The organism is Cobetia crustatorum (assembly GCF_000591415.1).
GTDB classification, from domain to species: Bacteria; Pseudomonadota; Gammaproteobacteria; order Pseudomonadales; family Halomonadaceae; genus Cobetia; species Cobetia crustatorum.
In genome coordinates this window covers 52,423-74,928 of the sequence record NZ_JEMF01000025.1, presented here as the reverse complement: position 1 = coordinate 74,928, position 22,506 = coordinate 52,423, and the positions used below count along the sequence as shown (strand labels likewise).

Sequence of the window (22,506 nt, the reverse complement as noted above, 5' to 3'; positions counted from 1 at the left end):
TATGTTCAGACTAGCGCATAACAGGATCTTCTGACGTTCATGTGTCCCCGCATGTTGCGTGACGTAGCAAGCGGTCAGATGTGCCGCATGCCCACCCATCCATTCGATAGATAGGCATGTGGCACATATCACGAGCCAGTGAAGCGCCCGCAGGCACCTGGGTGCTGTTCTACCCCGATACCGCCTGGCGACTGTTACGCGTCCGCGTCATGCAGTCCTCTGCCAGGCATTACCTGAACTGCCCGCCCAGGGGGCGGGCAGTTCAGGTTTATTCTTCGCCCATGGCCAGAAGAGACGCGTTGCCACCGAGTGCCGTGGTGTTGACGGTACGGGTTTTCTCGGTAGCGAAACGGTGCAGATAGTGCGGGCCGCCAGCTTTAGGGCCGGTACCAGAGAAGCCCTGGCCGCCAAACGGCTGGACCCCGACTACTGCGCCGATGATATTCCTGTTGATGTAGACATTACCAACACGAATTTTCTGTGCAACCTTATAAGCAAAACTTTCGTTTCGGGAATGTACACCGAAGGTCAGTCCGTAGCCGAGGCCATTGATGGTATCGATGACCTTGTCTATCTCACCGCCCTTCCAGGTGGCGATGTGCAGGATCGGGCCAAACTGCTCGCTTTCGAGGCTATCGATGCCATCGATACGCAGCGCGACCGGTGCCACGAAGGTGCCGTGCTCAGTCTGACGCGGATCCAGACTGGACTCGGCGATCACACGGCCTTGCTCGCGGTAGGTCTCGATGTGCTTGAGCAGACCTGCGCGTGCTTCTTCGTCGATAACCGGGCCTACATCGGTGCCCAGGTTGCGCGGGTCGCCGATGTTCAGCTCATCCATTGCACCTTTGAGCAGCTCAATGACGCGTTCGGCGACATCTTCCTGCACGTAGAGGACACGCAGGGCTGAACAGCGCTGTCCCGCACTCTGGAAGGCAGATTGCACTACATCATTGACGACCTGCTCTGGCAGGGCGGTGGAATCGACGATCATGGCGTTCAAGCCACCAGTCTCGGCAATCAGCGATGGCAGCGGGGCGTTTTCACGTGCGGCCAACGAGCGATTGATGATCTGTGCAGTCTGGGTGGAGCCCGTGAAGCAGACGCCAGTGATGCGCGGGTCGCTGGACAGCACGCTACCGACGGTCGGGCCATCGCCTGGCAGCAGCTGGACGACATCACGCGGCATACCCGCTTCACGTAGCAGCTCGACTACGCGATGTGCGACCAATGAGGTCTGCTCAGCTGGCTTGGCAACGACGGTATTGCCGGTGACGGCAGCGGCGACCATCTGACCGCAGAAGATCGCGACCGGGAAGTTCCAAGGGCTGATGCAGGCAAATACCCCCTTGCCGCCGAGCAGGATCTGGTTGTGCTCACCCGTCGGGCCTTGCAGCTCAGTCGGCAGGGCGAAGTCAGCACGTGCACGCTTGGCGTAGTAACGGCAGAAGTCGACGGCTTCACGAATTTCAGCGATACCATCCGTCAACAGCTTGCCACCCTCGCGGGAGCACAGCGTCATCAGCTCGGCGGTATGGGTTTCCATCAGGTCACCGAAGCGCTCGAGAATCGCGGCGCGCTCTTCGACCGGTGTTTGCTCCCAGCGCGGGAAGGCAGCCCAGGCAGCATCGACAGCGCGCGATGCTTCTTCTGCGCTGGTCCATTGTACGTGACCGAGCGTGACGCGACGGTCGAATGGGCAGGTGACGGTCTGGCGGCGTTCAGCATCCGGGGCAACATCGAAGGCCAGCAGCGGACGCACGTCATAGACGGTATCCATGTGCGTCGCCATCTCATCGATCAGCGGCTGATACTGGCTATTGATGTTGAGGTTGATACCCCGTGAGTTGCGGCGACCTTCGCTATAGATATGCGGCGGCAATGCAATGCGCGGATTGTGGTAGGTCGCGTACTGATTCAGGGTGACGACCGGGTGGGTACACAGGCTTTCGACTGGCACGCGCGGGTCTACCAACTGGTGAACGAACGATGAGTTGGCGCCGTTTTCCAGCAGACGACGCACCAGGTACGGGAGCAGGTCCTTGTGGGCACCGACCGGCGCATAGATACGGCACCAGGTCGCTTTGGGCGCACGCTTCAGCGCGGCTTCATACAACGCTTCGCCCATGCCGTGCAGACGCTGGAATTCGAATTGACGTGTCTGTACGGCATTGGCGACATCCAGGATGGCGCTGATGGTATGGGCGTTGTGCGTCGCGAACTGCGGATAGATACGGCCACGCGTATTTTCGGACAGCAAGAAGCGTACGCAGACCAGATAGCTGATATCAGTGGAGGCCTTGCGGGTGAACACGGGATAGCCTTCAACACCCAATTCCTGGGATTCCTTGATCTCGCTATCCCAGTAGGCACCCTTGACCAGACGTAGCGGAATCTCGTCACCCTGCAGATCAGCGATACGGTTCAGGTACTGCAATGTCGGCAGCGCACGCGTGGAGTAGGCCTGCACGACCAGACCGAACTTGCCCCAACCGCGGCAGGTATCGCTCTCGTAGACTGCACGGAAGACTTCCAGTGAAATCTCGAGACGGTCGACTTCCTCAGCATCGATGGTCAGTGCTACGTCGAGCTCACGGGCGATGGTCGCGAGTTCACGCACGCTACCGACCAGCTCTTCCAGCACTTGGGTGCGGCGGCCGAATTCATAGCGCGGGTGCAGTGCAGACAGCTTGATGGAGACAGACGGTGACGGTGTGCCGGCCTTCAGCTTGCGCGACGTATCACCCACGGTGCGAATGGCACGCGCGTAGTCATCGAAGTAGCCCTTGGCATCGGCACGTGTGCAGGCCGCTTCCCCTAGCATGTCGTAGGAGTAGGTGTAACCCTTGTCGAACTGCGGCTGGGAGCGCTTGAGCGCTTCCTTGATGTCACGGCCGAGTACGAACTGCTTGCCCATGATCTTCATTGCTTGATACATGGCGCGGCGGATGACGGGCTCGCCCAGGCGGTTGACCATGCGATTGATGAAGGTCGCCGGCTTGCCATCTTCCTTGGGCAAATCCATCTTGATGACGTTGCCTGTCATCAACAGGCCCCAGGTAGAAGCGTTGACGAACCAGGACTCGCTTTGGCCCAGGTGAGATTTCCAGTCGGCCACGCCTAGCTTGTCTTCGATCAAGGCATCGGCAGTGTCCTTGTCCGGAATACGCAGCAGCGCCTCGGCCAGGCACATCAGCAACACGCCTTCCTGGGTATTCAGGCTGTACTGCTGGAGAAGCTCGTCGATGGAATCGACGGCAGTGTCCATGGTGCGGATTTCACGTACCAGCTCGGCGGTCTGGTCACCAATGCGCTTGGCATCATTGGCTTCAGCACTCAATAGCGCGACCAGCTCTGCAACGTAGGCATCTTCATCGACCAGGTAGTGATCGCTGACACGTGCAAACAGCGTGTCCGGCGCCTGTTGCCAGGTGGCCGGTGCGAGCATGTCATTGGCACGCAGAATGCTGGCAGACAGCGCATCCTTGGCGATAGCGGGATGACTGTTCGGAGTCGCTGCGATGGCCTGATCGGTGGAAGTGGCGGTAGTCATGGAGCAAACCCCTTGCTGCTGGGCGGCGGTACGCCGAAAAGGATGGCCGGGTCGAGGCACCGTGGATGCTGTCATGAGCATCAGAGGAGCGAGACATCGGCACGTCTGGATGTATACCCGTGAATGTAGAGTGGTGCAGGGGGGCGGGTCTTTCCAATTTCACGGGTGCGCATGCCAAATTCACGGACATGGTGTTGAACTGGCACGCTTCTCCGACCTTTGTCGAAGTTCATGAAGAGAAATGCGACGATCTTGTGCGACTAAAGTCGTGATTGGCGAGTTTGTACTGCGGATCTTGCGTCTCAAGTCTTGCGTAGGGCCGAAGGCGGGCTGCCTAGGTGCTTGCGGAAGGCATGCGAGAACGCGCTCTGATTTGCAAAACCGCAACGATCAGCAATCTGGGATAGTGAGAGTTCTGTTGTGCCCAGCAGGTTGCGCGCCTGCTCCAGCCGTCGGCGTAGCAAATACTGATATGGCGATAGTCCCGTCAGTATCCTGAAGCGTTCGCTGAAGTGCTGCTCCGACAGGTAGGACTGACGTGCTAGATCGGCAACCGTTAGTCGCTGATCGAGATGTGTATCGATATAACGATTGAGCGCGACCAGATCCAGCTGACGGCCCGTGCTGCCTAGCGCGCTCATTGGCTCGGCGAGCCGTGTGTTGAGGCAGGCCAGGAAGGTCGCCGCTAATAGATCGCCAGGTGCTTGCTGATAATCATTGACCTCGGCGAGCATGAACTCCAGGTAACCACGCAGCCGCGTATCCAGCGTGAAGAAGCGCGGGCGTTCGAACAGGCGCTTCAGCTCACGATGAGTGCCGGTCAGATAGGGCGCATCATCGGGCAGGTCAAGTATCAGCTGGCGGTTTTCGCCGATGCCAGCGTAGTAGTGCACATGGTCTGCTGGCACGATACAGCCGGTCAATGGGCGAATCTCGCCGCCTTGTCCTTCAATCTCGAATTCGGCTAGTCCATCCAGTCCTATCACTAACTGATGGTAGCTGTGGTCATGATGCTCTCGCAGGTTGGAGAGCGGAATCAGGCGCATCTCGCTGGCGGCCATCAGGCGCGAGTCTCCGCCACGCCGGTGCGTGCGCGCAGATGCCCGAGCAGTATGCTGAGTTCCTCGCGGCCTTCGCGGGAGAAGAGCGCGCCGCCCTGCGCCAGCTGCCACGGACGGGCGTGATTGTCGAAGATGCCCTGGCAGCGTCGGCGCAGGCTCTCGAGATACTCATCATGGCGAATCGGATAGCCAATCACGGTATGCCATTCGTTCTCGCTGATTTCACCGTTGCATGCCTGATCCAGTACACGGGCAATATCGCTGAAATCAGTACGAAAACGCGGAGTACGCGCCATCATCAATAGGCCGACCGTCGCGAGACAGACGATCAGGCAGACCACGAAAGTGATGATGAACAGTGACATGGGCGAACCTTGTGAAAGCGGAGGCGAAAAGTAGAGACCAATAACCGTATTCTACCATGCTGGAGGACGTGCATTGTCAGTGGAACGCGATTGACATGTTCTGCCTGTCAGAACGATATGGCATGATCCAGGTACGCATGTCTTTCTTTTCCTGTGCAGGAGCCTCTGATCATGGCCAGTCAACGTGTTGAAGCCGTCGAGCGTGCCCTGACTCTGCTGGAAGCCTTCACGCCTGCCGCCCCCCGACTGACACTCAATGAGTTGGCGCAGGCCAGCGGTTTTTACAAAAGCACCATCCTGCGGCTGATGGGCTCGCTTGAGCACTTTGGGTATGTCGAGCGCGATAGCCACGGAATCTACTCTATCGGTGCGGCGCTGGGTCGCTTCGCCCAGTTGGCCCCTGCGCAGTCGGTGCGTGAGGCGCAGTTGCGTGAATGGTTGGCGGCGCTGAATGCGGCTAGCGGCGAGACTGCGAGTTTGATACTGGTCGAGCACGGTAGCCTGCCGGATGCGCGGCCTGTCGAGGGTATGACACGACCACGCCAGGCAATGTGCCAGTACGTTCAACTCAGTCAGGCGCCCTTGCGACACCAGTTGGAGGAGGGTGAGGTATTGGATATGGCACTGACTGCGCTGCTGCAGCACTGCGTGGATAGCGGACAGCTTGAAGTGGGTGAGGCAGAAGGGCTGACTGTTGCCGCATTGGCTGTGAGCGTGGCGCCGCAGCAGGATGACGCCCTGGCACCTGCCGAAGTCATCGTCGTGAGTGGCCCAGCGGCACGTCTGACTCCGCATCAGGCCCATCAGGTGTTGGAAGAGTGGAAGCACGGCACGGTGTTTTAGCAGGCCTGCGATGCATTGAGTATCGGGCGTTCGCCCATGAAAAAGCCCCCGCACGTTTATGTGTGGGGGCTTTTGTGCACTGGTGCTGCTCGTGCATTCTATCAGGTGTGCATCACGCTTGTTTCAAACGCCGGTGGTGGCCTTGGCGGCGCCCATGCGGCGACGCAGAATCGGTCCGACGATGACGGGTAGTACCAGTCCGGCAATCGCAATGCACCACAATGTGATGGACAGCGAGCTACCGATCAGAATGGTCCAGTCACCATCAGACAATTGCATGGCGTGACGCAGGTTCTTCTCCATCTCTGGCCCGATCAGCATGCCGAGAATGACCGGTACCAGCGGTATCTCCAGCTTGCGCAATACGTAACCACCGACACCGAAGGCGACCATGAAGTACAGGTCAAACACGGAGTGGCTGATAGAGTAGATGCCCACGAAGGCGACCATCGTCACTACCGGCAGCAGGTACTTGGGCGGCACGGACAAAAGTTTGACGAAGATACCGACCATCGGAATGTTCATCAGCAGCAACAGCACGTTACCGATCAGCAGCGCGGCAATGACACCCCAGACGATATCGCCGTGCTGGGAGAACATTAGCGGACCCGGCGTGATGTTCAACGAGATCAGCATCGCTAGTAGAACGGCGGTGGTGCCAGAGCCCGGCACACCCAGTGTCAGCATCGGGACCAGTGCGCCAGAGGCGGCACCGTTGTTACCCGCTTCCGGTGCTGCAACGCCGCGTGGATCGCCATTGCCGAAGTTGCCTTTCTTGCCGAGAATCTTCTTCTCCAGGGTGTAGCTGATGAAGCTTCCCAGCGAAGCGCCGGCCCCCGGCAGTACGCCGGCGATGAAGCCCAGCACGCCACCGCGGAAGGCGGTCGGCAGGATAGCGACAATATCCTTCATCTTCAGTTTCATCTTGTTCATCGCGATCATCGGCTTGCCTTCACCCGCGTTTTCTTCGATGAAGAACAACAGCTCGGAGATGGCAAACAGACCGACGATGGCAATGATGAAGTCGATGCCTTCATACAACTCAAGAATATCGAAGGTGTAGCGCTGAGTGCCGGTGGAGGCATCGATGCCGACGGTGGCGATGATCAGGCCGATCGCCGCTGCCATGATGGTCTTGACCGGATTCTTGCCGGTGATGCCGCCGAGCGTGGCGAACGCCAGCACAAACAGTGCGAAGTATTCTGCCGGGCCGAAGGTCAGTGCGAAGCTGGCCAGCCACGGTGCCATCACGATCAGACCGATGGTCGCGATCAGGCTGCCGATGAAGGAAGCGATCGCCGAGATGGCCATCGCTTCCGCCGCCTTGCCCTGCTGCGCCATCGGGTAGCCATCCAGACAGGTCATCATCGCTGGCTCATCGCCCGGGATATTGAGCAGGATGGAGGAAATGCGGCCACCGTACATGGCGCCGGCATAGACTGACGTCAGCAGAATCAGTGACGTTTCCGGGCTCAGCCCCAGCGTGAAGGCTAGCGGGATCAGAATTGCCACGCCGTTGGCAGGGCCAAGGCCCGGTAATGCGCCAATCAAGGTGCCAAGGAAGGCGCCTAGAATGGCAAACATCAGGTTTTCAGGTTGCAGCGCGAGGCCGAAGCCCTGCATCAAGAAGCCAATACTTTCCATTACGCCACCTCCAGGATGCCCAGCGGCAGTGGCAGTTCAAGCACGAAGTTGAACAGGGCAAAGACGACGATGCCGCCAATCAGCCCCGTAGCATAAGCCTTGAGCGGAGCCGCCCCCATGCGCCAGCACAACGTGCCGACCGCAAAGGTGGTAGCAACGATGAAGCCCAGTGGCTCCAGCAGCGCGGTATAAAGACACAGCACGACAATAGCGCACACCATCTCGAGACCAGTGCGATTCCAGGGCCAGCCATTGCTGGGATCTGGGCGCAGCATCAGGTAGAGGCTGCTCAGTCCCAATACGATCGACAATACCGTCGGGAAGGTTTCAGGGCCGATGGACTCAGCCCCACCAAAGGGTTCGGGGAACTGCTGGGCACCCCAGCCGTACGCGACGGCCAGGGTGAGCATCAGCAGACCAAAGATACGGTCATTCATCAGCGAATCAGCCCAATGTCCTTGGAGAGCGTCTGGATGTCCTTGATCTGCGCCTTCACGAAGGCATCAAACTCGGCACCCGATTTGTGGAACGGCATCAGGCCGCTCTTGGTCATCACGTCCTTCCATTCATCGCTGGTGTAGACGTTATCCAGCGTGGTGGTCCAGTACTGCTCGGCGTCATCGCTGATGTCGGCCGGCATGTAGAAGCCACGCCAGTTGGGCGCGACGGCATCGATACCCTGCTCGCGTGCGGTGGGGACGTCAGCCAGCTTGCCCGGCAGGCGCTCTTCGGAGAGCACGGCCAGTACCTTCAGATCACCGGATTCCATGAAGCCTTGAATCTCGGAGATGTCACCGGTGAAGGCCTGCACGTGGCCACCGACGACCTGGGTAATCGCCTCACCGCCGTTGTTGTAGGACAGGTAGGAGACCTTGGGCAGGTTCTCGACACCGGCTGCCTGGGCGGCGATCAGCACCTTGAGGTGATCCCAGCCACCGGCCGCACTCCCGCCGGCGAACTTGACGGATTTCGGGTCTTTCTTCAGCGCGTCCATTACTTCGGACAGGGTGTTGTAAGGCGAATCCTTGGAGACGGCGATAGCGCCGTAATCGGCACCCAGAGCGCCGATCCAGTTGACCTGATCCTGATTCATGCCCGGGAACTGGCCCTGAGCCAGACGCGTAGTGGTCGCGGTGGACGCGGCTACCAGCAGCTGCTCATCACCGGCGCGCTTGGAGACGGTATGTGCGAAGGCGACGCCACCACCGGCACCGGCCATGTTGATGGTCTGGACATTGCCTGGCACGTATTCGAGATCAGACAGCAGCTTGCCGACGCTGCGGCAGGTGAAATCCCAGCCGCCGCCCGGGTCTGCCGGTGCGATGCAGTCGACCTTGCCCTTGGGCTCGAAGGCGAGGGCCTGGGCGGACATGGCGGTGACCACCGCGGCGGTCAGGAGTTTGAGAGACAGATGGCGTGTCATGGCGACCTCTGGAATTATTAATTTATTGTGAATGCACATGGCGTGAGTCAGAGGGATAGAGCGGTGCTATCTCGACGTGCTATCCCAACCTGACAACAACCTTACAGTTCTGTAAGGCGAAACTTAATTCTGTATGGTGAAATTAGCGCTCAGATCATTCCCTCGCAAGATACCCATTCGTCGCACCGACCTTGGTCGAAAGCCCATTTTGCGCACTTTGTTGGTGCGTTTTTGTGTTCACACCTTCGAAAGGAAAAGGGCACAGACACGCATCAATCCATATATGAATGCCTCGAATAGGGGGCTAGGCTCGAATTGAAGGCGCAGCCCGGATATATCGGAAGAAAAAGCTTGGGTGTATTTCATGCGTTGTCGCAAATAAACCCCGATATGGCGTTGCAGTAAAAGCAGGACTACCCCCTTCGTATTAGCGTGTGAAGCTCATTGGAGTAGCGCAACGCGATAAGGGAAATATCATGAACAACGTGTTGTCAGGGGTCTGGGCGCTGTTGCTTGGCATCGTGCTGATCATGCTCGGCAACGGGATGCATTTCACACTGATTGGCCTGCGGGGCGGAATCGAGGGGTTTTCCTCGACCGAACTGGCTATCGTCACCTCCGGCTATTTCATGGGTTTCCTGTCTGGTGCGCGTTACACACCGTTGTTGATCCAGCGGGTCGGGCATGTGCGTGTCTTTGCTGCGCTGGGAAGTTTCATGTCAGCAGCGCTGATTGCCTTGCCGTTACTGGCCGAGCCCTGGGCCTGGACGTTGCTGCGCGTGCTGGTGGGCTTTTGCATGTCTGGCATCTATGTCACTTCTGAGAGCTGGCTGAATGCGGCGGCCACCAATGAGACTCGTGGCAAGGTGCTTTCGGCCTACATGATGGCTCAGACACTCGGCATCATCGGGGCGCAAGGATTGTTGACGTTGGGCGATGCCGGCACCTCGGTACTATTCATCTGTGCCTCAATACTCGTATCCATCTCATTTGCGCCCATTCTCTTGTCGGCCGCCGCCGCGCCCGTCGTGTCGGTGGCGCGCCCCATGTCATTGAGCAATCTGTTCAATGTCTCGCCGTTGGGTGCCATCGGCATCTTTCTTCTGGGCGGTGTCTACGCCATACAATCGGGAATGGGGGCCGTATTTGGCACCCAGATCGGACTGTCGAGCACGCATATCGCGCTGTTCGTCGCCATGCTGTTTGCGGGGGCACTGGTGATGCAGACCCCGATTGGCTGGCTATCTGACCGGATGGACAGGCGCATACTCATCTGCGGGCTGTCCGTCATGGGGGCAGGGTCTAGCATGATGGGGTGGATGGCGGGGGACGCGCTATGGCCGTTAATTGCTGCTGCCTTCTTTGCGGGAGGGGTGACAACGCCGCTTTATGCCTTGCTCCTCGCCTACACGAACGATTCCTTGTCTGCAGAGGATATGCCCGGTGCGTCAGGTGGCTTGGTGTTTGCTTTCGGGCTTGGGGCAATCCTTGGGCCGCTCGCGGCGGGCGGGATGATGGAGGGGATTGATCCTTACGCTTTCTGGCTGGTCATTGCGGCAACCTTCGTGGCAATCGCGCTGTATGCGCTCTATCAGATGACACAACAGGCGATGGTGCCGGTCAGTGAAACCGACAGCTACCTGAACATCCTGCCGACGGCGTCACCCTTGGTGGTGGAGGCCGCTGGTGAGTGGGCCCATGAGCATGCCGAGGATGAGCACGAGGCCCGTGAGCGTGAAGAGGAATACGAAGGCGAGCCGGCTCTTGAGTCAGAGCGTGAATCAACTCTCGAACCAGAACTTCCTGGCGCGGAGCTGCCTGCTACGCGCCAGTAAATGAAGAGCCAAGGCTGAAAGTGCTCCGAAAGGCAGTAGGTATGGGGTGAAACGAAAAAACGCCATCCCATGACATCGGGATGGCGTTTTTTCGTTAGTGGGGCTCGTCACATGCGGTGCGAAACGGCGCAGTGGCAGGTCAGTCGTGAAACGTCGCCAACGCGTTGTGATGACTGGACGCTCAACGAATTACAACAGACCCAGATCTGTCGAAAGCTGCTCGACATCGCTGACCTGCTGGGTAATGAAGGTGTCTAGTGCCTTGCCCGATTTGTGGAACGGCATCAGGCCATTGTCCTGCATGGTCTTCTGCCATTCAGGGCTATCGGCCACCTTGTTGAGGGCAGTTTCCCACCAATCGAAGGCGGCGTCTGATGCGCCACCCGGTAGATAGAAGCCCCGCCAGTTGGGGGCGATTACATCAATGCCTTGCTCGCGGGCGGTCGGGATATTGCTGTATTGGCCTGGCAGGCGCTCCTCACTGAAGACGGCCAGCAGGCGCAAGTTGCCTGACTCGACAAAGCCACGTGCCTCGCTCATGTCGCCGGTGAAGGCTTCCAGGTGCCCGCCCATGACTTGAGTGATCGCGACTGAGCCGGAGTCATACGCCAGATAGGGCAGGGCACGTAGTGATTCTATGCCCGCCGCGCGTGCCGCCATCAATACCTTGAGATGATCGAACCCTCCCGCTACATCGCCACCGGCAAAGCGCACCGATTTAGGGTCTTGCTTCATGGCCTCCAGCAGCTGTGTCAGCGACTGATAGGGTGAGTCGGCGGCGACGGCTATCACGCCATAGTCAGCGCCGAGTGTGACCAGCCAGCGTACGTCATTGACCTTGCCACCCTGATAGCGATGCTGGCCGAGTCGTGTGGTGGTCGCACTGGAGGCCGCGACGATCAGCTTGTTGTCATCGTGGCGCTTGGATTTCACATGCGCGAAGGCGACGCCGCCACTGGCACCGGGCACGTTGATGGTCTGCATGCCGGCGGGAATGATGTTCTGCCCATCCAGCAAGCGTGCGACGCTGCGGCAGGTGAAGTCCCACCCCCCGCCGGGCTTTGCGGGGGCGATACAGTCGGTCTTGCCTTGTGGAGTGAAGTTTTCCTCGGCGGCGAGGGCGGAGGTATTCAAGCCGACTGCCAGCAGAGCAGTGCTCGCGAGCAAGGTGGCAGTCGAGCGGCATTGGCGGCGTAAATCAAAGCGCATGAGGGTGTGTCCTTTATGATGTGTCAGCGTGAGTCGTTATCGTTGTTGTGGTGAATCTTTTTGTAGGAAGCCTTGAGCGCACCGCGATCTCTCATGCAGCGCCAGCATCAAAAATAGTCTATTCGTAAGCCATGCTGAATACACCCAAGGCGAAAGGGGCATGCTGGCCAGATTGCGCTGTTCGTGCATCGAGACTCCTCAATGTGGCCTCCAGGTTGCTAGAATTGCGCTATCAGACTGCGCCTATGTGTCGGTAGGTCCGTCAGGAGGGAAAGTGAGTTCTTGTCTCGTGATCATCTTTTCATCACCGCGCGCTTAATCACGTTCTGTGTAGTCACCCTTTATTCAGGAGACGGGCCATGACCCTAACCCCGCGTACGCATGATTTTCTCGCCCGTTTGCCGAAGGTAGAGCTGCATCTACACATTGAAGGCTCTCTGACGCCTGCACTGATGTTCGAGTTAGCGGCAGAACAAGGCATCGTGCTGCCCTATGCTTCGCTCAAGGAGGTCGAGGCGGCTTACGATTTTGCAGACTTGCCGGCCTTCCTCGCCCTCTACTATCAGGGCATGGGTGTGCTCAACGATGCCTCACATTTCTATCGTCTCGCACAAGATTATTTCCGTCGTGCCAGTGCCGATGGTGTACGTCATCTAGAGCTATTCTTTGATCCGCAGGCGCATCTAGCGCGCGGCGTGAGTCTCGAAGTACAGTTCGTCGGGTTGGAGCGCGCCTGCCTCGAAGCCGAACGCGAGTTCGATATCACTTCCGCATTGGTGCCGAGCTTCCTGCGTTGTCATTCTGCCGAGTCTGCGCGTGAGCTGTTTGACGCCCTGATTCCCTTCGAATCACGCTTCGTGGGTGTCGGCCTTGATAGCGCCGAGATCGGCAACCCGCCGGAGAAATTTACCGAGGTCTTCCAGCTGGCGGGTGAGCGCGGCTGGCATCGTGTCGCCCACGCGGGTGAGGAGGGGCCGGCGGAGTACATTCGCACCGCGCTTGAGGTGCTGGGCGTGGAGCGTATCGACCACGGCGTGCGTTGTCTGGAAGATGCCGCCCTGGTCGCGGAGCTGGCCGAACGCCGCATTCCACTGACGGTCTGCCCGCTCTCCAATGTCGCGCTTAAGGTGGTGGAGCGCATGGAAGACCACCCGTTGCCGAAGTTGATCGACGCTGGCCTCAACATCACCCTGAACTCGGATGACCCGTCCTACTTCGGGGGTGGCATGCTCGACAACTTCGTCGCCGTGCAACAAGCGCTCTCGCTGAGCGAAGCGCAGTGGATCACGCTATGCCGCAATGCCATCGACGCTGCCTTCCCGCAGCGCGCCGCTGGCCTCGGCATGAGTGATGCACGTCGTTGCCAGCTGCTGGCGCAACTCGACACCTGCGCTGTGTGATCCTCGCGGCTGCGTCGCGAATGAGGTCCATTGATTACTGAGTACAATCAATGGCTTGGGAAAACCAAGGATGAGTAGGGCACAAGGTACGACAACTACTCCATCAGATGTTGCTTGACCGTGTTAAGTCGTTGAGTACAATGCAGTTCTGGCGTGCGCAACGGTCCGCCCTGCGGGTGTAGCTCAATGGTAGAGCAGAAGCTTCCCAAGCTTAAGACGAGGGTTCGATTCCCTTCACCCGCTCCAGATTCTTCAAAAAAGCCTCCCGAATGGGAGGCTTTTTTGTGTTTAGGATATTAGTATTCCTCTTGATGTGACTCCTCACATGGCGTCAGTAGGATTGGTTGAATGCCAGCATTATTGTTCTAAAGTGTTATTTGAATATAAATGCCTGGCAGATTTTAATATGTGTAATTACTCTATCAGCCTATACGAGTAAAAAGTTTATTCTTATTTGGATAATCTTTTAGCCATTACTACGATGCCTAGTGTGTTGTTACAAGATTTTACGAATAGGGCAAGATTGTGTGTTGTGAATATTGTCCACTAGGATGTTTATGGACTTTAATAATAATTTTGTAGCCGCTTGAAAAGTAGTTGGGATGACTAAATATTATTTTATTTAAAATCAATCGGAGGTGGTAAATGGGGGTGGATAAGAATGGGTGGTTTTTGGCTACACCATTGGATGGGATTGAGTTTTGTGCGGATTTTTTTGCTAATTTTATTAGGGTGAATTCAATTTATATTGTGTCGGGTGAGTATTTATTAGACTTTATCAAGCAGCGAGGATTAGAGCTAGATGATGAAGCTGTTGAACATCTGCAGCATTCAGTAGAAAATGACAGCGTTTTTTTATAAAGCTTATGCAGTATGGATGTCTGGTGGTAATGCTAAAGAGAAAACAGCGACTTTTCACAGGAAGGTACTCGAATCACTTAACATATTAATGTTATCGCAGATGACATATAAAACCCGTAATTTATATGGGTTACCTAGGCCCTATAACTCTAACTATGGATTTCATTATAGCTCCGTAACATGCCTTGGCCGTGACGGTACAAGTTATAGTGCAATGGAAGCTGTAGGCAAGCCTTTTAGCCTAAAGATTGATGATGATTGGGTAAGAAACTGTAGAGAGGGTTTTTTTGATAGCCTTCTCAAAGTTATAAATGGTAAGTCTGAGGTGAGTGAGAATTGGAGATGGAATATTTATCAAGCAGCAAGTCTGTCTGGAGAAAGTCAAGCATCCAGTAATATGAGGAATGCGTTCATCTGGAATTGGATAGCTATTGAATCAATGTTGTTAACAAAAGAAACCAAAGACCACAAAGGGGAAATAACGAAAAGAATTGACGCGCTAATGGAATGGGCATATGGAATTATTGAATTTAATATGCATGAGGAAATATCAGAAGCCTATTCTAAGCGTTGTGCTTTTATTCATGATGGAAAAGGTGGGGATATAGACATAAAAGATTTAGAACTCACGGACGTTATTATTATGAATCTTTTGAATACAATTTGTTCACATGCTGAACTTTTTTCCTGTCAGGAGAAAATATATGAGTTTTCGGAGGTTATGGCTGCTGAACGTTTGCTTAAAAAATCGAGCATGAGAAGACCTGACTCATTTACTTTTATAAATTTTGAAGGTGTGGGGGATAGTTATCTTAGATAAAATGATATCCTGTTTGGCGTATTTGTTAGCTAGTGATAATGTTATAGTTTTTCTGTAGTTATGTTTTGGTGTTATATCTCTATGTGATTTCTTTATATTGCCGGTTTTAAGTAGAGCTTTTAATTATTGCGGTAGCTTTTAGAAAAATGTACATGGTCGCATTGCAAGCGTATGTATTTGATATATATAGTGTCAGATCCGTCCTGATTTTGTTAACAATACTTGGCACTATGCTTGCTTGAAAGTGTGATTAAGTGTGGTTGTCAATGCTTAGTAGTGCTCACAGAGCTGGTTGTCGGCAGCAGCATGCTCGGTGTTGCGAGTGCCATCATGAACCGCCATGAGCAAAAATTGTTGCTGACGTGGCGGAGAGCCGCGATATTGGCAGGTCACCTTTCAGCAGTTCGTCACTCGTTGAACGACAAGGAACCCCCAGTGGAACTCACCGTCTGGTTGGCATATGTCAGCGTCATCATCGCCTTGATCACCTTTCCCGGACCGGTTGCGTTGCTGTGCATGGATCATGGCCTGCGGAACGGTCGACGCCGATCCTTCGCGACGGTGGTGGGCGGGGCGGCGGCGTCGCTGGTGTTGATGGCCTTGTCGTCGCTGGGCCTCGGCGCAGCATTGGCGGCGTCCGAGACAGGGTTCCTGGTGCTGAAGATCATCGGGGCGCTCTATCTCATCTATCTGGGCATTCAAGCCTAGCGGGCGCCATCCCAGCCGGTGGTGTTCGATGCCGTGGGGGAGGAGGGCCAGACCCGCGCCAGAGCCACGCGTTGGCAACTGTGCCGCAAGGGCTTCGGCATCGGGATCAGCAACCCGAAGGACCTGCTGTTCTTCGGCGCGCTGTTTCCCAACTTCATCGATATGGCCCAGCCGCAGCTGCCCCAGTTCGTGGTGCTGGCGCTGACCTGGCTGGTGGTGGACCTGCTGACGATGAGCACCTACGCCCATGCGGGTTCCAGCATCAGCCGCTGGTTTGATAGCCACCGGCGCGTGCGGTTGTTCAATCGCACCACGGGCAGTCTGTTCGTCGTGGCCGGCGCGGGACTGGCGGCGTCGCATCGTTGAGCTGAGCCTTGGCTGCTATTGCACATGACGTAAAGCGCATGAAGACGACAACGGCACCCGAGGGTGCCGTTGTCGTGTCTGGAGCCTGTCGATCATCAGTACTATCAGGCTCAGCGCTCAGGGCGTGATTCAAGATACTTGGTCAGCAGAGCACGATCTTGATAGTTGACTTTCTGGTTCCAGCTTTCAATGACGTGCTGGCTGGCGGTTTCAAGGTCTTGGCGCAGTTCCGTTGGCGGAGGTGATATCAGCTGTGCACCTTCGGCTTGCAGGGTGGCGTGAGCTTTGGCCAGTACTGCACTGGTGGAGGCCCAGCCAGTGTCTTCTACCGCTTGGGCTGCATTGAGCAGTGCCGTCTGTTGTTGCTTGTCGAGCGCGTTGAAGCTATCCGCATTCATGTGAATGATATTGAGCGGCATCGCGTAGTTGAGCGTCGTGAAGTTGGGCATGTAGCGGTAAAGTTCAGCACTGACGCCGCCCATGGCGGAGGTCAGGGCCGCTTTGATGGTGCCGCCTTCAAGTAGTGGGGTCAGCTCTTCCCAGGTCATGATTTGTGGGGCGGCGCCAAGATTGAGAAATACGCGCTGAGTATTGCGATCGTAAGTGCGGACCGGTTGATTGGTGAGCCCTGCGCCATCCTCGATCGGATCTTTGGACCACAGGCCGCTGGGTGGCCAAGGGAGGGCGAAAAGGAGGCGCTGGTTTTCCTCCTTGAGTAGCTCGCGGTAGCGCGGCTTGGCGGTCTGGTACAGACGGTGAGCTTCATCAAGATCATAAGCGATAGCCGGTAGCGAAGAGAGTCCAAAGAAGGGTATCTCATCTGCGAGTGCACCACTGAGCGTAGCAGCGATGTCGATGACTCCCCCGCGCGTTGCTTGAAGATGACTGACTGATCGGATGTCGGAGCGAATTTCAACGTTGAGTTTATCTTGGGAGAGCTCAACGACTTTCTGACTGAATTCCTTGACGCGTTCGCCCATTAGCGTACCGGCACCATAGTCACTGCTCATGCTCAATGTGGTTTGTGCATGAAGAGCGCTAGCCGTTAGCAGGCCGATTATCAAAAAAGGGCCGATCAGCCAGTAGTGAAGGCGGAGCGCAATCGACATGAGTCGAATCCTTTTCTCATGGGGTTGGATAAAGCAATAGCGGGCCAGCATAATCTAAACGATCGTTTCTATTAGCTGAAGCGAGTTTACGCCAAGTCTTTTTCGTTAGAATATTTAGTCGTGGCTAATGTGGAAGGGCCGTTATCCTCGCTATAAAAGCGACTCTCCGTTAGAGGGCATCGCTATGTAAGAATATGTACTGTCATGGAAAACTCCGCACAGCAGGTTTTGCATGATGGTGTATCAGATACGTATCAACGTTGCTGCATATAGTCATCGAGTATTCTGCGGCCGGTGGCCCCCGCTTTGAGTCGCCAGCTAGTAATGACGTTCTCGCTGGCTTCTACCAGTGCATCTTTCAGCGCACGGCGCGCGGGAGCCGCGACGGTGACGCCTTGCTCTGAAAGCGTAGTATAAGTGTTGATAACGCTATTACGCACGGCATCCCAACTGGCGAGATCAGCTTCTTTGGCAGCTTGTAGTATGGCTTGTTGCTGCTGTGGTTTGAGTGTCTCAAAACGCGCTCGTCCCATATGCACCATGTTGAGCGGCATGGCGTAGTGAATGGCGGTGTAGTACTTCATGTGGGCGGGATAATCGACATTGAGCCCAGCTTCTGCTGAGGTCAGTACTGCATCCAAGCTGCGATTCTCGAGCCCCGGCAATACATCATTCCACGCCATTACCTTCGGAGCTGAGCCTGTATTCAGTAGTACTCGCTGCCCATTGCGATCATAGGTGCGAATGGAGAGAGACTGGAGGTCTTCAGGGCTGCGGAGTGCCTTTCGAGACCAGATGCCGCTGGCGGGCCAAGGCGCGGCGTAGAGTAATATTTGATCATTTTCCATGAAGAGAGCGTCGTATGCCGAGCGAGACATGCGATAGAGCTGCTCTGCCTCCGCAATATCCTGTGTCACGAAGGGCAGTGATGAGAGCATGAAAATGGGGTCGTCGCTGCCAAGTGTACCCGCTAGCGTGTTGGCGATTTGTATCGTGTCATTATTGATGGCACGAGAATGATCGGTGGAGCGTAGTCCCGAGGTGCCGGCGCTTTGCAATATGATTTCCAGCTCATCATTGCTTAGCGCTTGCACGCGCTCGGCAAAGTGGCGTGAACGCTGCCCGATCAAAGTGGTGTCACCGTATTCACTGGTGAATATCAATTGAGTGGCCGAATAGGCGGGCAGGCTGATCAGGCTGCCAAGCATCAGCGCCGCGAGGGAGACAGTAATCCGTGCAGAAAATCTGTACGTCATGGGGTTTCTCTTTTCTATCGGCAGCCATTGAGGTGGGCTGGCGACGAGCGAAAGTACTGCTGAGCCACGGTGTGGCAGTTCCCAGTATTGCGTTGCATCCCGACAATCATGGGCCTAGTGCCGGCCGATAATCTCTTGTTTCGAACAACGATATATAAACGAAGTATGGGACGTGAATTCTGTTGCCGAGCATATGTCGGCGGTTGTGTGAGCCGTACGGACAATGACATTGCTGGCAGAAGGCGGCTTGTGGTCTACGCTCAAAACAAGGCCGTGCAATTGCCCTGACACGAATTTCGCGCCGGGAACGCATGACCGGATTGTCGACGACTGTCAACGGGAGGTAGACCACATGCTTACCCACGTATGGGGCCTGATGGCGCATCCGCAGCGGGAATGGCAGACCATCCGCAAGGAACATGAATCCATCACCCACCTCTACGCACACCATGTGCTGCTCATGGCACTGGTCCCTGTTATCTGCGCTTATATCGGCACTACTCAGGTCGGCTGGAGCTTGACGGAGGGGCATTCCATCCAGCTGTCGGCGCTGGATGCCTTCTTTGCCGGCATCGCTTTCTACATCGCTATTCTGACGGCCATCGGGTTCATGGGCACCGTCATCCACATGCTGTCTCAGCGCTTCTCGGGACATCCCAGCCGCCGCCGTTGCATCATCTTTGCTGGTTATGTGGCGACGCCCATGTTCCTGGCTGGGCTGGTCGCGCTCTATCCCATCATCTGGCTATGTATCTTCGCGGGCACTGTGGGGCTTTGCTACAGCGCCTACCTGCTATATCTCGGCATCCCGCCGCTGCTGGATATCTCCAACAAGGAAGGTTTTCTGGTAACAGGCTCTACGCTCGGTATTGGTGTACTGGTGCTGGAAGGGCTGCTGGCCGTGACAGTGCTACTGTGGGGTTATGGAGCCCGCTGGTTCTTATAGCGTAGCGGTTAAGCCTTATCTGCTTAGCCCTGATGATGTCGCTATCGCCGACACTGTGTGGTGGTCTTGAGAAAAGGAGTCCCGAGAAGAAAAGTCCAAGAATATCCTGATAAGTCATGACCAAGGGCGCCCTGATAGCAATATCGGTGGCGCCTTTTGCTGGATACCTACCTGTGCTGGACGCTGCATCGCTTGTGCTAAGCGGCGAGTCCGTGGAAAGTGAGCCCTATTATTGGATGGTCGAGGTGAGGGCGCATGGACAAGTTTGAGCAGAGGTTGGAGCAGGCCGCACGGGCAGCGTGGTTATCTTATGTCGGTGGGCGTACACAGGATGAGATTGCCACGCAGCTTGGTGTCTCGCGCCTGGTGTACAGCGTTTATTGGCACTCGCGCGGCAGGAACGACTGGTCAAGATCAGCATTGATCATCCAATAGCCGGCAGCATGGCCATGTCGGATGCATTGGTAGAGCGCTTCGGGCTAAGTTTCTGTGATGTGGTGCCTTCCGATACTCAATCTCGAGATAGCATCGCAGAATTCCTCGCGGTAGCGGGCGCTGATCGTTTGTCGTTTTACCTCAATCGCCTTGAACCACAGACCATTTCACTGGGTACCGGGCGTACGGTGCGTTCAGCAGTAGAGGCGCTGAGCCGTAGCGAACGGCCGCAGCATCGGATTGTCTCGCTGGTTGGCAATGTCGCACTGGATGGTTCATCCAATCGTTATGATGGGGTGATGCTGCTGGCGGACAAGATTGGCGCTGAACGTTTCCTGCTTCCCGCGCCGGTGGTCGCCGCTTCAATTGACGATAAGGAATCACTGCTGGGCCAGTACCTGGTCAATGCCGTCTTCAAGGTGGCCTGCGAGGCTGACGTTGGGGTGATTGGTATCGGTCGACTCGATGCGCAGGCGACCCTGTTTCAGGATCAGTTCATCAGTGCTGCCGAGCGCGATGAGTTACTGGATGCTGGTGCAGTCGGGGAGTTGATGGGGTGGCCGTTGGATGTGAATGGGCAGTTGATTGATTGCCCGCTGACTCGCCGAATCACCAGTGTGCCGCTTGCTGCGCTCAAGTCTCAGCCATTGATTGGTATGGCGGGTGGTTATGACAAGGGACCGGCAATTCTAAGCGCACTGCGCGGCGGGTGGCTGGAAGGATTGATCATTGATGAGTCGGCCGCTGCGCGTATCTGTGCCGAGTTGTAAGTTGCCTTGAGAGAGAGGTGATCGCTGCCAATACCACGTCATGCGGGACTATGAAGTGTCATGAGTATGGTGTGTGAGTGCTGCCGAGCTACTGGGTTCAGGCTGCGATGGCTACTCCCTTAGCATCAGATTCTAAGGTTGAATAGCCCAAGGTCTAGCGCACAAGAGTTTGCTTTTTCTGCAACCAGATCCGATCATTTGATCATCGGTTGATTGTTTTGATCGGGTAAAGAAGGACAGTCTTGACCTTGGGGAACGCGAGGACAGCGTCTCTTCAAGAGAGCGAACAAGGGAAGAAATCGGTACGGGTAAATCATTGATTACCGATGAGAACAATAACGCCAACAAACGCCCCAGTAGGAGAGCACCATGCGGTTATCTCACTCCATGCTTTCACGTCGTCGCTTGCTGTCATTGGCAGCTCTGGCGGCACTGACACCGCTCAGCGGTCAGGCCAGTGCTGAAACCATCACCGTCGCGACCGTCAACAATGCCGACATGGTGGTGATGCAGAGCCTGACCAATGAATTCGAGAAGTCCCATCCCGATATCAAGCTGGATTGGGTCGTGCTTGAAGAGAACGTGCTGCGCCAGCGACTGACGACCGATATCGCCACCAAGGGCGGTCAGTTTGATGTCATGACCATCGGTACCTATGAAGTGCCTATCTGGGCCAAGCAGGGCTGGCTGACCAAACTCGACAATCTTCCGGCTGACTACAACGAAGCGGATCTCATCAAGCCGATTCGCGATGGCTTGAGCCTGACGGAAGGGGACGATCAAGGGCTGTACGCACTGCCGTTCTACGGCGAAAGCTCCATGCTGTACTACCGCAAGGACCTCTTCGAGAAAGCGGGTATCGACATGCCGGCCAAGCCGACCTGGACCCAGGTCAACGATTGGGCTTCCAAGCTCAATGCACCGGATGAAGGTGTCTACGGTATCTGCTTGCGTGGCAAGCCGGGTTGGGGCGAGAACACGGCGCTGCTGAGCACCATGGTCAACAGCTTCGGCGGCCGCTGGTTTGATGAAGACTGGAAGCCGCAGCTGGATTCCCCGGCCTGGAATGAAGCCGTCAACTTCTATGTCGACCTGATGAACAACTACGGGCCGCCGGGGGCAACTTCCAACGGCTTCAACGAGAACTTGGCACTGTTCTCCAGCGGCAAGTGCGGCATGTGGGTCGATGCGACGTCCGCCGCTGGCAAGCTTTACAACCCGAAGGAATCCTCGGTTGCCGACAAGCTGGGCTTCGCCCCCGCACCGATCGCCAAGACTGAGAAGGGCTCGCATTGGCTGTGGTCCTGGGCACTCGCCATCCCTGAGTCGTCCAAGTCCAAGGATGCAGCACGTACCTTCATCACTTGGGCCACCTCTGAGGAATACATCAATCTGGTCGGTGAGACTCAAGGCTGGGCAAGCATTCCGCCGGGCACTCGCAAGTCAACCTACGAGAATCCGGCCTATCAGGAAGCGGCACCCTTCGCCAGCTTCGTGATGGATGCCATCAACAGTGCTGATCCGACGGATGCGACGCTTGAGCCGGTCCCGTATGTCGGTGTGCAGTTGGTCACCATTCCAGAGTTCCAGTCGATCGGCACTCAGGTGGGGCAGCAAATGGCGGCTGCACTGGCAGGTCAGACATCCGTCGAAGATGCATTGGCCTCTGCTCAGCGCTCCACTGAACGCACCATGCGCCAGTCCGGTTACTGATCACCCTCATCGGTTAGCCATGTCGTTGACATGCTGATCTCGCACCAAAGTCTCCCCGCCGCTCAGGCATGATCACGCGACACTCATTCGATATGCACTTGATATGCACTCGAAAGTTGAATGTTACGCGGACATGAGCGGCGGGACCCCGTCAGGCGGTACCAGGCAACTTCCTCTCCATCAGGTTTC

16 protein-coding genes, 1 tRNA gene and 2 pseudogenes are annotated in these 22,506 nt (G+C 56.2%); 10 read left to right on the top strand and 9 right to left on the bottom strand.

The features are described from left to right. Positions 1-268: 268 nt before the first annotated feature. From putA to BF12_RS0107145, 3 genes are all read right to left on the bottom strand, one after another. Positions 269-3,466, bottom strand: a complete 3,198-nt coding sequence (gene putA, locus BF12_RS0107155; RefSeq protein ID WP_024951683.1) for a bifunctional proline dehydrogenase/L-glutamate gamma-semialdehyde dehydrogenase PutA — start codon at positions 3,464-3,466, stop codon at positions 269-271. Between the two features lie 389 nt (positions 3,467-3,855). Continuing rightward, entirely contained in the window at positions 3,856-4,614 is a 759-nt protein-coding gene (locus tag BF12_RS19130; RefSeq protein ID WP_051510802.1) for an AraC family transcriptional regulator, read from the bottom strand. After that, on the bottom strand, positions 4,614-4,979 hold the full coding sequence (locus BF12_RS0107145) for a hypothetical protein (protein WP_024951682.1): 366 nt from the start codon (positions 4,977-4,979) through the stop codon (positions 4,614-4,616). The genes BF12_RS19130 and BF12_RS0107145 overlap by 1 nt, the downstream gene beginning before the upstream one ends. Before the next feature lie 171 nt (positions 4,980-5,150). On the opposite strand from BF12_RS0107145, the gene BF12_RS21110 reads away from it, so the two are divergent. Further along, positions 5,151-5,822, top strand: coding sequence for a helix-turn-helix domain-containing protein (locus BF12_RS21110; RefSeq protein ID WP_024951681.1), 672 nt, complete (start codon positions 5,151-5,153; stop codon positions 5,820-5,822). Between the two features lie 123 nt (positions 5,823-5,945). Here BF12_RS21110 and BF12_RS0107135 read toward each other — a convergent pair whose 3' ends face one another. From BF12_RS0107135 to BF12_RS0107125, 3 genes are read right to left on the bottom strand one after another with little or no spacing between them, the layout of a single operon-like run. Continuing rightward, the gene (locus BF12_RS0107135; protein ID WP_024951680.1) at positions 5,946-7,466 is read right to left on the bottom strand and encodes a tripartite tricarboxylate transporter permease; all 1,521 of its coding nucleotides are present in this window, start codon (positions 7,464-7,466) and stop codon (positions 5,946-5,948) included. Then, complete coding sequence (locus BF12_RS0107130) at positions 7,466-7,903, bottom strand: tripartite tricarboxylate transporter TctB family protein (protein WP_024951679.1); 438 nt, start codon at positions 7,901-7,903, stop codon at positions 7,466-7,468. Before BF12_RS0107130 ends, BF12_RS0107135 begins: the two co-directional genes overlap by 1 nt. Continuing rightward, positions 7,903-8,889, bottom strand: coding sequence for a Bug family tripartite tricarboxylate transporter substrate binding protein (locus BF12_RS0107125; protein ID WP_024951678.1), 987 nt, complete (start codon positions 8,887-8,889; stop codon positions 7,903-7,905). The genes BF12_RS0107130 and BF12_RS0107125 overlap by 1 nt, the downstream gene beginning before the upstream one ends. Before the next feature lie 476 nt (positions 8,890-9,365). Here BF12_RS0107125 and BF12_RS0107120 point away from each other — a divergent pair, with 476 nt between their 5' ends. Further along, positions 9,366-10,724, top strand: coding sequence for an MFS transporter (locus tag BF12_RS0107120; protein WP_024951677.1), 1,359 nt, complete (start codon positions 9,366-9,368; stop codon positions 10,722-10,724). Positions 10,725-10,913: 189 nt separating this feature from the next. On the opposite strand, the gene BF12_RS0107115 is transcribed toward BF12_RS0107120, so the two are convergent. Beyond that, positions 10,914-11,933, bottom strand: a complete 1,020-nt coding sequence (locus BF12_RS0107115) for a Bug family tripartite tricarboxylate transporter substrate binding protein (RefSeq protein ID WP_051510799.1) — start codon at positions 11,931-11,933, stop codon at positions 10,914-10,916. 359 nt (positions 11,934-12,292) lie between these two features. On the opposite strand from BF12_RS0107115, the gene BF12_RS0107110 reads away from it, so the two are divergent. The 5 genes and pseudogenes from BF12_RS0107110 (at position 12,293) to BF12_RS19120 (ending at position 16,088) form a co-directional block, all read left to right on the top strand. Next, positions 12,293-13,333 (top strand): adenosine deaminase, encoded by a 1,041-nt coding sequence (locus tag BF12_RS0107110; RefSeq protein ID WP_024951675.1) that lies wholly within the window; start codon positions 12,293-12,295, stop codon positions 13,331-13,333. Between the two features lie 172 nt (positions 13,334-13,505). Further along, positions 13,506-13,579, top strand: a tRNA-Gly gene (locus tag BF12_RS0107105). Positions 13,580-13,978: 399 nt separating this feature from the next. Next, positions 13,979-14,194: a hypothetical protein gene (locus BF12_RS0107100; RefSeq protein WP_024951674.1), complete on the top strand. Its 216-nt coding sequence runs from the start codon at positions 13,979-13,981 to the stop codon at positions 14,192-14,194. Then, positions 14,175-15,014, top strand: a complete 840-nt coding sequence (locus BF12_RS21965) for a HEPN domain-containing protein (protein ID WP_169734511.1) — start codon at positions 14,175-14,177, stop codon at positions 15,012-15,014. Before BF12_RS0107100 ends, BF12_RS21965 begins: the two co-directional genes overlap by 20 nt. Positions 15,015-15,320: 306 nt before the next feature. After that, positions 15,321-16,088: pseudogene (locus BF12_RS19120) on the top strand (LysE family translocator). Positions 16,089-16,198: 110 nt separating this feature from the next. Here BF12_RS19120 and BF12_RS0107085 read toward each other — a convergent pair. Together BF12_RS0107085 and dctP are read right to left on the bottom strand one after the other, a co-directional pair. Next, positions 16,199-17,197 carry a TRAP transporter substrate-binding protein gene (locus BF12_RS0107085; protein WP_024951672.1) on the bottom strand — a complete coding sequence of 333 codons (999 nt, stop codon included), beginning with the start codon at positions 17,195-17,197 and terminating at the stop codon, positions 16,199-16,201. Positions 17,198-17,451: 254 nt separating this feature from the next. Next, positions 17,452-18,453 carry a TRAP transporter substrate-binding protein DctP gene (dctP, locus tag BF12_RS0107080; protein WP_024951671.1) on the bottom strand — a complete coding sequence of 334 codons (1,002 nt, stop codon included), beginning with the start codon at positions 18,451-18,453 and terminating at the stop codon, positions 17,452-17,454. A 352-nt stretch (positions 18,454-18,805) separates the two neighbouring features. Here dctP and BF12_RS0107075 point away from each other — a divergent pair, with 352 nt between their 5' ends. The 3 genes and pseudogenes from BF12_RS0107075 (at position 18,806) to BF12_RS0107065 (ending at position 22,317) form a co-directional block, all read left to right on the top strand. Further along, positions 18,806-19,399 carry a Yip1 family protein gene (locus BF12_RS0107075; RefSeq protein WP_024951670.1) on the top strand — a complete coding sequence of 198 codons (594 nt, stop codon included), beginning with the start codon at positions 18,806-18,808 and terminating at the stop codon, positions 19,397-19,399. 255 nt (positions 19,400-19,654) lie between these two features. Beyond that, positions 19,655-20,604 (top strand): annotated as a pseudogene (locus BF12_RS19115) (sugar-binding transcriptional regulator). 369 nt (positions 20,605-20,973) lie between these two features. Then, positions 20,974-22,317: an ABC transporter substrate-binding protein gene (locus BF12_RS0107065; RefSeq protein ID WP_024951669.1), complete on the top strand. Its 1,344-nt coding sequence runs from the start codon at positions 20,974-20,976 to the stop codon at positions 22,315-22,317. Positions 22,318-22,506 lie beyond the last annotated feature (189 nt).